Source organism: Roseateles sp. GW821-FHT09H10 (assembly GCF_059415865.1).
The window spans coordinates 409,258-422,030 of the sequence record NZ_JBWKOB010000003.1; the positions used below are offsets into that span (position 1 = coordinate 409,258).

The following is a 12,773-nucleotide window of genomic DNA, read 5'->3' on the forward strand; positions in this document are numbered from 1 at the left end:
TCGTCGTTTGAAGATCGCGGTCGTCGTGCCCGGCGGCGTGGACCGTTCGGGCGAGGTGAGGGTGGTGCCGGCCCTGCTGGCCTTGCTGAAGCGCCTGGCTGCGCGGCATGAGGTGCATGTGTTCGCGCTCAGGCAGGAGGCCGAGCCCGGCGAGTGGTGGCTGTGCGGCGCGCGCGTGCACAACATCGGCGGGCGCGCCACGCTGGCGCGAGCCGTGCGGGCCATCGTCAGGGAACATGACCGCGGGCCGTTCGATCTGGTCCAGGCCATCTGGTCGGGCGGCTGCGGCCTGGTGGCCGTGGCGGCGGCGAAATGGCTGGGCCTGCGCAGCGCGGTCCATGTGGCCGGCGGCGAACTGGTGGCCTTGCATGACATCGGCTACGGCGGCCGCCAGGGCTGGCGCGGCCGGCTGCGCGAGGCGCTGGTGCTGCGAGGCGCGGATGCGCTGACGGCGGCGAGCCGGCCCGTGCTGGATCAGTTGGCCGCCCTGGGTTGCGCCGCGCGCCGCCTGCCCCTGGGCGTGGACCTGCAGGCCTGGCCGCCGCGCGCGCCGCGTCGGCGCGAGGCCGGCGGGCCGCTGCGCCTCGTCCAGGTCGCCAGCCTCAACCGCGTCAAGGACCAGGCCTGCCTGCTGAGGGCGCTGGCCCAGCTGCCCGATGTCGAGCTGGACCTGATCGGCGAGGACACGCTGGACGGCGCCGTGCAGGCCCTGGCGGCGCAACTCGGCGTCAGCGCGCGGGTGCGCCTGCACGGCTTCATGACGCAGGCCGAGCTGCGGCCCCTGCTGCTGCGCGCCCATCTGCACGTCATCACCTCGCGTCACGAAGCCGGCCCGCTGGCCGTGCTGGAGGCGGCCGTGCTGGGCCTGCCCAGCGTCGGCACGGCGGTGGGCCATCTGGCCGAGTGGGCGCCCGAGGCGGCGCTCGTGGTCCCGCCGGGCGATGCGGCGGGCCTGGCGGCCGTGATCGCCCAGCTGGTTGCCGACGAGAGGCTGCGGCTGCGACTGGCCTTCGAGGCCCATCGCCGTGCGCTGGCCGAAGATGCCGATTTCAGCCATGGCCAGTTCGAGCGCCTTCATGCCGAGCTGGCGGGCCGGTAGGCGAGGGCGCGATGCAGGGAGTACAGCGTCTGCGCCCGCGGTGGCGAACCCAGCAGGAAGCTCAGGGCCTTGCGCCAGTGCGGCTGGCGGGTCCAAGCCGATCCGGCGAGGGAGGCCTGGCCTTGGATGACCAGGGCCGCTTCCTGGGGATGCAGGCGTCGCCAGGCCAGGCCGCATGCATCGGCCGGCCCGCGCGACCATTCGAGGCCGGGCAGCAGCGGAATGCCGAGGTGCGACAGCGACACATCGGCCAGGCGGTAGCCGGCGCTGGCGCGCCTCAGCCAGGCTGGGCAGGCAGCCCGCACGGCCTCGGGGATGGCTGGCAGCTGGCCGGGGAAGAGCCGCTGCGCCAGGGCCAGCGGAGCCAGGGCCCACCAGGCGGCGCGGCCGTCGTTGGCCGGCGCCAGGGCCTCATCCCATTCGGCCTGGCCCAGTCGCGCGCCCAGGGCCGCGATGTCGTGCAGCTGGATCAGCCTGACGCTGCGGCTGCACAGATTGCCGGCCGTGTGCAGCAGCAGATGGCGCATCAGCGCGGCCGTGCTGGCGTAGCCGTTGAGGCCCGGCCGTGCTGCGGTGGGCATCAGCCCGGCGGTGACGTCGATCTCGCGCAGCGGCAGGGGCTCGCGAACGGCCGCGTGCAGCTCGATCTTGATGGGGTTGTCCTCATGCTCGCCAAAGGCTGGCGTGGCGCACTTCGCCGGCGGCTCGTAGGCGATGTGGCGGTGCTTGATCGCGCCGGCCGTGTAGCCGGCGGCGGTGATGACGCGGCCCGCGGCCTGCATGTCGCCGGGGCGGGCCAGCAGGTCCACATCGCTCATGGGCCGCTCACCCGGTGCGTAGACGTCAAGTGCCAGCAGGGCCGAGCCCTTCAGTCCCAGCAAAGGCAGACCGCCAGCGATGGCGGAGGTGTTCAGCTGGGCCAGCAGCGCGCGCACGCGGGCTTCGCGGCGGCGGCCCTGGTCGGCCTGCTGGGCCAGGAAGGCCTGCCAGTGCGGCGCACCGCCCCACAGCAGACGCGCGGCCAGCAAGCCGCTGACACCGTGCATGACGGACACGGCCATGGCGACGCGCCATTCGAATTCGTTCCAGTCCGGCGCGACGGGCAGGGGGCTGGCCAGCTCGGCAGCCAGCCGCTCCGTTGTCGATCGGAGCGCGGCCCGCAGGACCGCAGCGCTGGGCAAGCCCAATTCCTTCAAGGACATCTCCCTTCATGAGCACCTGGCGCGCAGATCCCCGGCAGATTGCCGACCCGTTTGGCGAACACGCGCCGCTGGCGCTGCGGCGCGGCTTGACGCTGCTCGGCTGCCCCGTCGAGTTCCGCAGCGACAGCGCCGAGCTGCTGGCTCTCGTCGATGCGGCGTACCGGAACCTGCCGGCGCATGTGCTGGGAGGGCCGGGCCTGCAGATCGAGCTGAGGTTGGTGGAGGCCGGCGCGGCCTTCGACGCCGAGCCGCCGGCCGCGCGCATGCTGGGCGGTGCCGGCCTGTGCGGCCTGGCCATGGACGCCAGCAACCTCGTGGTGGTCGATGCCGAGGCCGGCCGTGCGCTGATACAGGTCTCGCGCCCCCTGCTGGCCTGGCCCTATCACGCGCGCTACGAGCTCATCGAGTTCGCCGTCTTCACGCTGGCCTGCCGGGCCCAGGGCCTGGTGCCCCTGCACGCGGGTTGCGTCGGTTGGGGAGGCGTTGGCGCCCTGGTCGTCGGCGAGAGCGGCGCGGGCAAGTCGACGCTGGCCCTGCACGCCATGGGGCAGGGCCTGGACTTCCTGACCGAGGACGCCAGCTTCGTCGAGCCTGGCACGCTGCGCGCCACCGGTGTCGCCAACTTCCTGCATCTGCGTTTCGATGCCTTGGGCTGGGTGGAGGATGTGGCACTGTGTGAGCGCATCGAGGCCTCGCCGGTGATCCGCCGCCGCAGTGGCGTGGAGAAATACGAGCTGGACCTGCGTGGTGGCTGGGCGCCGCTGGCCGCTGAACCCTTGCGGCTCGAACACCTTGTCTTCGCTTCGCCCGAGAGCGCGGCCGACGATGCGCTGCTGCTGCCGCTGCCTGCCGACGAGCTGCTGCAGCGCCTGCACATCAGCCAGCGCTATGCCGCGGGCCAGCCGGGATGGGCGGCCTTCGTGGCCGGCTGCGGCCGGCTTCATGGCTGGGAGCTGCGCCGCGGCAGCCACCCGCGCACGGGCGCAGCGGCCTTGAAGGGCTTGCTCATGGCGTGACGGCGGTGGCCGGGCTGAGCTCGTCGATGAGCCGGGCCCAGCGGCGCTTGATCTCGTCGCCCGCAGCGTGGCGGCTCGGCAGGTCGAGGCGGCCGAGGTCGACCTGGGCATGCAGCAGGTCCCGCACCTTGCGATAGACCTCGCTGCTGAAGGTGCCGCGGAACATCATGGCGAGGTCGCCGCTGTCGTCCCAATGGGTCTTGGCCCCGAGCTGGGACTTGACCTGCTCGTGGAAGCGCGTGCCCGGCAGCGGGTAGGAGACGCTGACGCCGATGTCGTCGGGCCGGGCCTCCTCGATCAAGCGGCGGGTCTGCAGCAGCTCGGCCAGGCCTTCGCCGAGATAGCCCAGCTGGATGAAGAAGCCGACGCGCACGCCCGCGGCCTGCAGGCGCTCGCGAGCCTGGTGGATCTCGGCCACTGTCGTGCCCTTGTTCATCGCGTCCAGCACCTGCTGGCTGCCACTCTCGGCGCCTATCCAGGCCTCGCGGCAGCCGGCCTCGGCAAGCCCCTGGGCCATCGCGTCGCTGACGAGGTCGGCGCGGGTCTGGATGGTGAAGGGCAGGCCGCCGCCGCGCGCGCGCAGCTCGTCGGCGAAGCGCTGCACCCAGTCGGCCCGGAAGCCGAAGATGTCGTCGGCGAACCAGATGTGGTCGGGCGCGAAGCGGGTTTTCAGCTCCACCATCTCGGCCGCCACGGCCGCGGCGCTGCGCTGCTGGTAGCGTTGGCCCCAGATGGGCTTGGCGCACCAGTTGCAGCGGAAGGAGCAGCCCTTGGACGCCGCCATGTTGAGGCTGAAATAACCCTGGGCCGCCACCCAGGTGGCGCGGTAGCGCTGCATGTCGACGAGGTCCCAGGCGGCCGGGGCTTCGAGTTCGGCGTGGTCGCCGCGCGGCTGCAGCGTGACGGGCTGCTCCAGGCCGGCCAGCAGTTCGCTGCCCGCCCGCGCGGGCTCGGCCTCCAGGCGCCGCAACAGGGCCGGCAGCACATCCAGGCCTTCGCCGCGCAGCGCGACGTCGGCGCCGGCACCGAGATAGATCTCGGGCGCATCGCTGGCGTCCGACCCCGCCACGATGACGCGCGCACCCGCACGACGGGCGCTGGCGATCATGGCGCAGGCGGCCTCGCGCATCTTGGCCAGGCACATCTTGCTGAGGTAGTTGTAGTTGTCCTCGTAGAGCAGCACGACGGCCGGGCTGACGGCCGCGAGCTGGCGGTCGAAGTCCTGGGTGCCGGCGGCCAGCATGGCGTCGAAGAGGGCGACCTCATGGCCCTGGCGGCGCAGCGCTTCAGCGACCTGCAGGGTCGCGAGCGGGGGATAGGGCTTGGCGCGGTCGAACTGCTTGGCGTCGAAGCGCAGGAAGAAACTGTGGCCGACCAGGATGGAGAGCACGCCTTCTCCTCGAGTTGGAGTTGACGTAGGTGCCGGCGTCTGCCCGGCAGGTTCAAACGGAGGGCCTGTTAGTGCTACGGCAATGGGCCGCGAAGACCCGCCGCAAGGGGCCAATCTAGACGCAGGGCGCCGCCCGCACTCGTGTCCGGGCTCAGCCTCGCTGGGTCGACACCCAGCTTGCGGTCTGCTGTCGTGCCTGCGGCCTTTCTGGCCACAACGCGACCCGTTGCCGTAGCGCTAACAGGCCCTAGGGAAGGGCTTGCGCGAGCTTGTGGACGCCGCTGCGGATGCTGGCCTCGGAGAAGGCCGCGAAGCCGAAGCGCAGGCCGGCGGGTGTCGGGTGCTGCAGGCGATAGGCCGCCAGTGGCGTGACGATGACGCCGGCCGCCGCGGCGCGCTCGGCCAGGTCGACATCGCGCACCGTGCCGGGCAGCCAGGCCGTCAGGTTGAGGCCGCGGCGCGCGGGCGCGGGTTGCAGCCAGCGGCCGAAGTGCTTGTCCAGGCCATGGCGCAGCGCTTCGGCGCGGGCGCCATACACCGTGCGCAGCTCGCGCAGGTGGCGGGCCCAGTGGCCGTCTGCGATGAAGTCGTGCAGCACCGCCTGGTCCAGCAGGGAAGGGCGCGTCTGGGTCAGTGCCATGGTCGTGCTGAACGGCTCGACGAGGCGGCGGGGCAGCACCAGATAAGCCAGGCGCAGGCTGGGCGCCAGGCTGTAGGCCAGGCTGCCGAGGTGGATGACGCAGTCGCCGTCGTCTTCGGCCTTGAGGGCCTGGGTGCTGCTGCCGTCGAAGATGAAGTCGGCGTCGCGGTCTTCGTCGATGACATAGGCGCCTGTCGAGCGTGCCCAGGCGAGCAGGGCCTGGCGGCGCGAGGCCGACATGGGGTGGCCCAGCGGCATCTGCGCCGCCGCCGTGGTGTAGGCCAGCCGGGCGCGCGGCGAGGCGCTGCGCGCGGCGTCGACGTTGAGGCCCTCTTCATCCACCGGCACCGGTACGACCCGCGCACCGGCGGCCGACAACAGCGCCTGCGCAGCGGGGGAGCCAGGGTCCTCCACCCAGACCTCCTCGCCCGGGTTCAGCAGCAGCCGGGCCAGCAAGTCCATGGCGTGACGGTTGCCGGGCACGATGACGACCTGGTCGGCATCGCAGCGGATGCCACGCGTCAGCGCCAGCTGCTGAGCCAGCAACTCGCGCAGCAAAGGAAATCCCAGCCACTCGATGCCCCGGCCGATACGGCCTTCATGCCAGCGCGCACGCTTGGCGGCGAGCTTGGTCCAGATGTCCGCCGGGAAGAGGCCGGCGTCGACACGGTCGGCTTCGAAAGTGCGGGGCAGCGGGCCGGTGCGGCTCATCACACCGGCGCCGGCCTCGCTCATCTGGCGGCCGCGGCGCGACAAGACCGGTGCCAGGGTTTGCGGGGCGGCTTCAGGTAGCGACGCTGGCGGCACATGGGGCGCGACAAAACTGCCGCGGCCGACATGGGCAGAGATGTAACCGTCGGCAAGAAGTCGCTCAAAGACCGCGGTGACGGTGGACCGCGACAGGCCGTGGTCGCGGGCCAGGCTGCGGCTGGTGGGCAGGCGGCTGCCCGGGGGCAGGCGGCCGTCGCGTATCGCTTCACAAAGGGAGGCGTGCAGCCATTGCTGCAGCGTCACGCCGACGGGGCGAGGCGCCAGGGCCAGGGAATGTTCAGCAGCACGGCGCAAGCGGATCCCGAATTGGTTTGGTGTGTGACGGCTGAATTGGCCCGCGACCGCGGACTGGGGGGTGGGCAGCATGCACGTCATTCACGGGGCCGTTCGGCTGCGGATGACGACGATGTCATCTTAGGCGGGTCATCTCAAACACGATGTAGAGGGATCAATGAAGCCACAAGGTTTACGCAATCTTTCAAGCCTCGGCCTGCCGTTCGCGGTCAGCCTTCTGGTCTCGGCCTGCGGCGGCGGCTCGGGCAGTTCCAGCGACATGGCCCAGCCCGCTGCGCAGAACAGCGAGTCCGGGCCGACCATGCGCGCCCTGGCCGCCAGCGCGGGCGAGTCGGAAGCGGCATTGACGCCCCTCAACGCGACGGCGAGCTCGTCTGAGCGCGCCGACCTCGGCCCGGCCAAGGCCATCGACCACGACGACAACTCGCGCTGGAGCAGCGGCTTCAGCGACGACCAGTTCCTGGTGCTGGACTACGGCCGCACGGTCAGCATCAGCCGCGTGCACATCGATTGGGAACGCGCCCACGCGACGAAGTACGAGCTGCAGGTGTCCAGCGACGGCGCCAACTGGACGACGATCAAGGCTGTCACCAACAGCCAGGGCGGCAGCGAGGACTGGACCGGCCTGAAGGGCCAGGGCCGCTATCTGCGCGTGAAGGGCATCCAGCGCTCTTCGGGCTATGGCTATTCCATCTTCGAGATTCAGGCCTTCTCGGGCGTTGCGCCGGCGCCGGCACCTGCGCCAGCCCCGGCACCTTCACCGGCGCCCGCACCCAGCCCTGCACCCGCTCCGGCGCCCAACCCGGGCCAGCCCGGCGTCGCGGTCAAGCCCGTGACCGCCACGTCGTCGGCCGTGGAGAACCAAGGCAACAACGCGCTGCAGGCCATCGACGGCAAGCCCGGCACGCGCTGGGCCAGCACCTTCGAGGACGGCGCCTGGATCCAGTTCGACTTCGGCGCCAAGACGGCCATCGGCTACATGAAGCTGGTCTGGGAGAACGCCTACGGCAAGGCCTATTCGCTGCGCGTGTCGGACGACGGCCAGAACTGGACGGAGCTGCGCAATGTCGGCAACGGCCGCGGCGGCACCGAGGAGTTCTTCAATCTGAATGCCAATGCGCGCTACATCCGCCTGCAGGGCGTCGCGCGCGCAACGACCTACGGCTATTCGCTCTTCGAGGCCGAGTTCAAGTCGCCGGGCAGCGACAACACGATGGCCGATGTCGCCACCTCGGCCATCCGCTTCCCCGCCGGCGGCTCCGGGCTGGTGCCGCTGCCGACCAGCGCCGAGCCGCTGGAGTCGCTGCAGTTCACGCTGGCCGACGGCACCCTGGTCACACGCTTCGGCGTGCGCGGCCTGGCCCGCCACGGCCGCGAGCGCGGCGAGGACTGGAACGAGATCGGCCAGGGACCGAACGAGACGGTGGACGCCCTGGGCAACCCTGTCGACAAGGGCCCGGGCAACTTCCTGACCTTCGTGCCCCAGTACTTCAAGAACCGCACCTGGGGCTTCGAGATCATCGACAACAGCCGCGTGGCCGGCGTGACCAAGCCGACGCTGCGCGTCAACCAATACTTCCCGCAGCCGCAGCTGCCCGGCGGCGTGGCCTGGTTCCGCGCCTTTGACCGGCCCGGCGTGACCGGCTATGGCTGGATGGCCCCGGGCCAGTTGCTGGACCAGAACATCGCCATCTGCCCGCCCGTGGCCTACCCGCCCAACGGCAGGCTGCTCAACGCCGCCACGGTGCTGAACAACGGCTGCAGCCTGACGGTGAACGGCTACCCCGGCCATGGCGACATCGGCGCGGACGGCATGCCCAACGGCAAGAGCGTGCCGGGCCGGGCCCTCGTCGTCGGTGACGTCATCGAGGTGTCGCCGTCCTTCTTCTCGACGGCCCAGGCCATGCAGGCCATCGGCGACAACGGCGGCATCCGCTACTACGCGGGTGAATGGACCTATGTGGTCGGCGTCGGCCTGCGCCCGTCCTATGGGGTGCAGCCACGGCTGATGAACGCGCCGCTGCCGGTGGCGACGCTGTCGGGCGGCGACGGCTCGGTGTCGTACAACTATTCCGACAACGGCCTCTTCATGTTCCAGCAGCCGCACAACCATGCGGGCATGCAGAACATGCAGCGCTTCGTCGAGGGCCGCCGTCTCATCCACACCAATTTCACGACGGGGGACCATAACGAGGCTGGCAACGACCGCTACACCGCGGCCGTGGGCCTGCAGGGCACGCGCTTCAACCAATCGGCCTGCATCGCCTGCCACGTCAACAACGGCCGCAGCCCGGCGCCGCTGGCCGTGAACCAGCGCCTGGACGCGATGTCGGTGCGTGCCGCCATGCTGGATGCCACGGGCCAGCAGGTTCCGCACTCGCGCTATGGCAGCGCCGTCCAGATGAATGCGCAGTCCACCACCGGGGCGCCGCAGGACTGGGGCAACGGCGTGCGCGTGGCCGGCTTCGAGACCCGAAGCGTCAAGCTCGCCGACGGCACGACGGTGGAGCTGCGCAAGCCGCTGCTCGCTTTCGACGGCCCGGTGCCGGCCGTGACCTCGCTGCGCGCGGCCCAGCCCATGATCGGCACCGGCCTGCTGGAAGCCGTGCCCGAGGCCGACATCCTGGCCCTGGCCCGCGCGACGCCGGATGCCGATGGCGTGAAGGGCGTGCCCAACTACGTCTACGACCCCGAGACGGGTGCCGTGCGTCTGGGCCGCTTCGGCTGGAAGGCGTCCAAGGCCTCGCTGCGCCACCAGACCGCCGCGGCCCTGCTGCAGGACATGGCTGTCACCTCGCCGGTCTACCCGAACCGTGCGTGCAACAACGGGCCGGTTGCCTGCGCCTCCGGTGGGACCCAGCCGGGGATCTCCGAGGCCGATCTGCAGCAGGTCTCTCGCTACCTGGCGCTGCTGGCCGTGCCGGCCCAGCGCAGCCTGGCCAGTGGCTTCCCCAAGGGCGTGGCGCCGCTGGACGAGCACCGCGTCGACACCCTGCAGGTCAGCAACGGCGCCCGCCTGTTCGATCAGGCCCGCTGCACGGCCTGCCACACGGCGACGCTGAAGACCGGCCCGGGCCATCTCTTCGCCGAGCTGCGCAACCAGACCATCAAGCCCTACAGCGACCTGCTGCTGCATGACATGGGCACGGGCCTGGCGGACGGCTATGTGGAAGGCCAGGCCAAGGGCAATCTGTGGCGGACCGCGCCGCTCTGGGGCGTTGGCTACACCGACAAGGTCATGGGCAACAGCGCCAAGGTCGGCTATCTGCACGACGGCCGCGCCCGCAACCTGACCGAGGCCATCCTGTGGCACGGCGGCGAAGGCGAGAAGTCGCGGCAGCGCTTCGAGGCGATGAGCAAGGCCGACAGGGAGGCGATGCTGGCGTTCTTGAAGTCGCTGTGAGTTATCAGGCGCGCCGGCGTCGCTTGGCCAACCACGGCAACAGGGCGACGCCGGCCGCCAGCAGTGCGGCCGAGGCTGGTTCCGGCACCGGAGACACGCTGACCACGAACTCCAGGCTGTCGAAGCTGGCACTGCCCGATCCGTAGCTGAGGGCAGTGCCTTCTTCGCCTTCAACATAGCTGGCCACCACGTCCAGGCTGACGTAAAGATCCGCGGCAGTCGGGTCCAGGGTGAAGGTGGTGGTGAAGTTCTGGTTGCTCCACTGGATGGCGCCCGGAACGTTCAACAGCCCGTGCGCGTTGCCCACCAGGGCATAGCTGCCCTTGAGCACGGCTTGCACGCCCGTGATCTGGTAGCCGGCGTCGGCGCTGAAGGACAGCCCGGTGAAGCGCAGCGTCGCGGCCGCCTCGTGCAAGCCCTGGATGCCGCTGCCGCCGACGTAGACAAAGGTCTGCGGTTGAAGGAGCAGGCCGTCACTGCCGGCAGTCTGCGTCTGCTGGAAGCTCGACAAGGGCTGCGCGTAGGCGCCGAACGAGGCGTCGGAGCCATCGACCAGGAAGGCCTCGACGGCATAGGAGGCCTGGCCGATCGCAAAGTGGGCCGTCGCCCGGCCGAGGTCGATGCTGCAAGGGTTGCTGGACCCGTCGCAGCTTGCGGCTGTCGCTGGGGCGCCGCCAAGCTGCAACCCGCCACAAAGCAGCAGTGCCGCAACTGTTGAATTGAAGACTCCACGCATATCCATCTCCTGGCTGTTCATTGCCGGGCCTGGCCCGGCGGTCGGACGGCACTCTAGGCAATGAAGCCGAGGGGCGGTGAGTTCAAACGTGGTGTGCCGTCAGCAGGGGATGGACTTGCCGTGAGTCTTGCGTTTCACCCTGCCAAAGCCGGCCGTGGCGGCCAGCCCCAGCAGCAGGAGCAGGGCGGAGGCCGGTTCCGGGACGGCGGCCGCGGCGCCGAAATAGAGGTCGTAGTTTGGAATCGCGCCGCCCAGGGCTATCGCGTTGCCGCCGCTGTACTGCGCCGCGTTCTGCCAGTTGAGGCCATAGCGTTCGCTGTTCGCCCTGACTTCAAAGCTGTACATCTGGCCGCTGGTCGCCGCGACCGTGCCGAAATTGAACTCGATGAGCCCCGCGCTGCCCAGGGACGAGCCGATGACGGACTCGACATTGGCGGTCGCCGTGGCCAGGATCGGGCCCGACAGGTCTTCGCCGGCACGCAGGTTCAAGGTCAGCGACTTGTCTTGATCGAGCGGGAAGCCCAGATTCATGTTGATGGCCCGCAGCCAGATCGTTGCAACGGTCGTCGTCGTGGCGGTGAACGTCTGGCCGAAAGGCATGACGGCAGCGACCTGGATATGGCTTTCATCGACTTCCAGCGGCGGCAGCGGGATGAAGACATGGCCTGCCGCCCATGCGGGTGCCGTCAGTGCCGCGAATGCAAGCGCGCTGAGGCGCGGGATCGGCGTCGTCATTGCTGTCCCCTGTTGAAGTCCCGGGTTCGCATGTCGTGGCGGCGCCGCCAGAGCAGGGCTGCGGCGCCGGCCGCCATCAGCCACGGCAGGGCGGGCTCAGGAACGGGTGCGGCGGTCAGCTCGAAGGTGATCTGGCTGCCCTGCGCGAAGTACTGGTCCCCCATGTCCACCACCAGCTCGCCCGGGCCCCAGGAGTAGCCGGCCACAAAGGTCGACGTGGGAGCGATCGTCGCATTCAGCAGGGTGTACTCGGCAGGCGACCATGTCAGCCTGAAGATGAGGGGGGACCGCGTGTAGCCCTCCATCACGGTCGTGATGGAGATCGTTGAAGCCTCGACGTCGATGGTGTTCCAGGTGGCGTCGTCGAACCTCAGCGCATAGTCCGCCGGCCCTGCCTTGGCCACGAAGTGCTCGCTCGTAGCGGGCGTGCATTGGGGACACTCGAACAGCAGGGTCTTGCCGAGCAGGTCTGCAGAGGCACTGCCACTGCAGGCTAGCAATGCGCCGAGCAGCGTTGGGAGGATGGAACGGTGCATCAAGGGCTCTTGGTAGTGGCGGCGGGGGACTCACTTCAGTGCAGAAAGGCTGGCTTGACCATCCCTAACCTTCCGAAGCCCGGACAAGGACCGCTCAGCAGCGACGTCGCCCTGGCGCCCGTTGACGTGGACCAGCGCGGCTGTCACGCTTGGTTGCCCCGATGCCGCTGCGCATGCGCCTGCGGTGCGCCATTTCTCAAGGAGCCGACGATGAAAGCTGCAACGTGCCGCCTTGCCCCTCTTCTGCTGGCGCCGCTTCTCTCGCTCACGCTGGCGCCGACCGTGGCGCACGCCGTGGTGCTGATAGACCAGCCGCTGTCCATGGGCTTCGGCGTGATCTACCCGTTCATGCCCGGTCAAACCTTCACCGCGGTGGCCCCGCGCATCGACAGCATTGGCGTCGCGTTGCGCAACTTGAACAAAGCCCAGCCCGGTCGCTTCGTCACGCTGAGCTTGTACGACGGTGAAGGCAGCGGCGGCGCGCTGCTTGCCTCCCGCAGCGTGGATGTGAGCGCCATCCTGGGTGAAACGACCAGCGCAACACTGGTGGACTTCAACCTCGGTGCAGTCACCTTGCAGCTGGGGCAGACGTATTCCTTCCAGATCACTGCACTGGACGAACGTTTCGCGGTGTCCTATCACTCCGTGCTTGGCCAGGACGCCTATGCAGGCGGGCACATGTTCAACGCTTTCACCAGCGAGCCGGATGGCGATCTGACTTTCAACGTCACCGCCGTTCCCGAGCCCGGCACTGCCGCGCTGTTGTTGATCGGCGGCGGTTGGCTGGTAGGTGCGCGACTGCGAGCGAGGCGGCAGTGCTGACCAGCGTGGCAAAGAAAAAGCCCCACACGCTTTCGCATGTGAGGCTTTGATTTGGCTCCCCGACCTGGGCTCGAACCAGGGACCTACGGATTAACAGTCCGGCGCTCTACCGACTGAGCTATCGAGGAA

General features: G+C 69.8%; 10 protein-coding genes and 1 tRNA gene. 4 read left to right on the top strand and 7 right to left on the bottom strand.

Going from position 1 to position 12,773, the window contains the following annotated elements:
* Positions 1–7: 7 nt before the first annotated feature.
* Complete coding sequence (locus AC07OY_RS17445) at positions 8–1,099, top strand: glycosyltransferase family 4 protein (RefSeq protein ID WP_495043876.1); 1,092 nt, start codon at positions 8–10, stop codon at positions 1,097–1,099.
* On the opposite strand, the gene AC07OY_RS17450 is transcribed toward AC07OY_RS17445, so the two are convergent.
* Positions 1,075–2,295: a nucleotidyltransferase family protein gene (locus tag AC07OY_RS17450; protein ID WP_495043877.1), complete on the bottom strand. Its 1,221-nt coding sequence runs from the start codon at positions 2,293–2,295 to the stop codon at positions 1,075–1,077. The genes AC07OY_RS17445 and AC07OY_RS17450 overlap by 25 nt on opposite strands.
* A gap of 14 nt (positions 2,296–2,309) precedes the next feature.
* Between AC07OY_RS17450 and AC07OY_RS17455 the strand changes: the two genes are divergently transcribed.
* Positions 2,310–3,317: a phosphoenolpyruvate carboxykinase (ATP) gene (locus tag AC07OY_RS17455; protein WP_495043878.1), complete on the top strand. Its 1,008-nt coding sequence runs from the start codon at positions 2,310–2,312 to the stop codon at positions 3,315–3,317.
* On the opposite strand, the gene AC07OY_RS17460 is transcribed toward AC07OY_RS17455, so the two are convergent.
* Both AC07OY_RS17460 and pdxR read right to left on the bottom strand, forming a co-directional pair.
* Entirely contained in the window at positions 3,307–4,707 is a 1,401-nt protein-coding gene (locus tag AC07OY_RS17460; protein ID WP_495043879.1) for a B12-binding domain-containing radical SAM protein, read from the bottom strand. The genes AC07OY_RS17455 and AC07OY_RS17460 overlap by 11 nt on opposite strands.
* Positions 4,708–4,954: 247 nt before the next feature.
* Entirely contained in the window at positions 4,955–6,412 is a 1,458-nt protein-coding gene (pdxR, locus tag AC07OY_RS17465; RefSeq protein WP_495043880.1) for a MocR-like pyridoxine biosynthesis transcription factor PdxR, read from the bottom strand.
* Positions 6,413–6,569: 157 nt separating this feature from the next.
* On the opposite strand from pdxR, the gene AC07OY_RS17470 reads away from it, so the two are divergent.
* A complete protein-coding gene (locus AC07OY_RS17470; RefSeq protein WP_495043881.1) occupies positions 6,570–9,815 on the top strand; it encodes a di-heme oxidoredictase family protein in 3,246 nt (1,081 codons plus the stop codon).
* Between the two features lie 4 nt (positions 9,816–9,819).
* Here AC07OY_RS17470 and AC07OY_RS17475 read toward each other — a convergent pair whose 3' ends face one another.
* From AC07OY_RS17475 to AC07OY_RS17485, 3 genes are all read right to left on the bottom strand, one after another.
* A complete protein-coding gene (locus tag AC07OY_RS17475) occupies positions 9,820–10,572 on the bottom strand; it encodes a PEP-CTERM sorting domain-containing protein (protein ID WP_495043882.1) in 753 nt (250 codons plus the stop codon).
* A gap of 78 nt (positions 10,573–10,650) precedes the next feature.
* Complete coding sequence (locus tag AC07OY_RS17480) at positions 10,651–11,286, bottom strand: PEP-CTERM sorting domain-containing protein (protein ID WP_495043883.1); 636 nt, start codon at positions 11,284–11,286, stop codon at positions 10,651–10,653.
* Positions 11,283–11,822 (bottom strand): PEP-CTERM sorting domain-containing protein, encoded by a 540-nt coding sequence (locus AC07OY_RS17485; RefSeq protein ID WP_495043884.1) that lies wholly within the window; start codon positions 11,820–11,822, stop codon positions 11,283–11,285. The genes AC07OY_RS17480 and AC07OY_RS17485 overlap by 4 nt, the downstream gene beginning before the upstream one ends.
* A 210-nt stretch (positions 11,823–12,032) precedes the next feature.
* Between AC07OY_RS17485 and AC07OY_RS17490 the strand changes: the two genes are divergently transcribed.
* Positions 12,033–12,644, top strand: coding sequence for a PEP-CTERM sorting domain-containing protein (locus AC07OY_RS17490; protein WP_495043885.1), 612 nt, complete (start codon positions 12,033–12,035; stop codon positions 12,642–12,644).
* A 52-nt stretch (positions 12,645–12,696) separates the two neighbouring features.
* Here AC07OY_RS17490 and AC07OY_RS17495 read toward each other — a convergent pair.
* A tRNA-Asn gene (locus AC07OY_RS17495) sits at positions 12,697–12,772 on the bottom strand.
* Between the last annotated feature and the right edge of the window lies 1 nt (position 12,773).

Excerpts from the sequence above, each read along its gene's own strand:
- AC07OY_RS17470 (WP_495043881.1), top strand. The coding sequence starts at position 6,570 with ATGAAGCCACAAGGTTTACGCAATCTTTCAAGCCTCGGCCTGCCGTTC.
- AC07OY_RS17485 (WP_495043884.1), bottom strand. The coding sequence starts at position 11,822 with ATGCACCGTTCCATCCTCCCAACGCTGCTCGGCGCATTGCTAGCCTGC.
- AC07OY_RS17475 (WP_495043882.1), bottom strand. The coding sequence starts at position 10,572 with ATGAACAGCCAGGAGATGGATATGCGTGGAGTCTTCAATTCAACAGTT.
- AC07OY_RS17490 (WP_495043885.1), top strand. The coding sequence starts at position 12,033 with ATGAAAGCTGCAACGTGCCGCCTTGCCCCTCTTCTGCTGGCGCCGCTT.
- AC07OY_RS17480 (WP_495043883.1), bottom strand. The coding sequence starts at position 11,286 with ATGACGACGCCGATCCCGCGCCTCAGCGCGCTTGCATTCGCGGCACTG.
- AC07OY_RS17455 (WP_495043878.1), top strand. The coding sequence starts at position 2,310 with ATGAGCACCTGGCGCGCAGATCCCCGGCAGATTGCCGACCCGTTTGGC.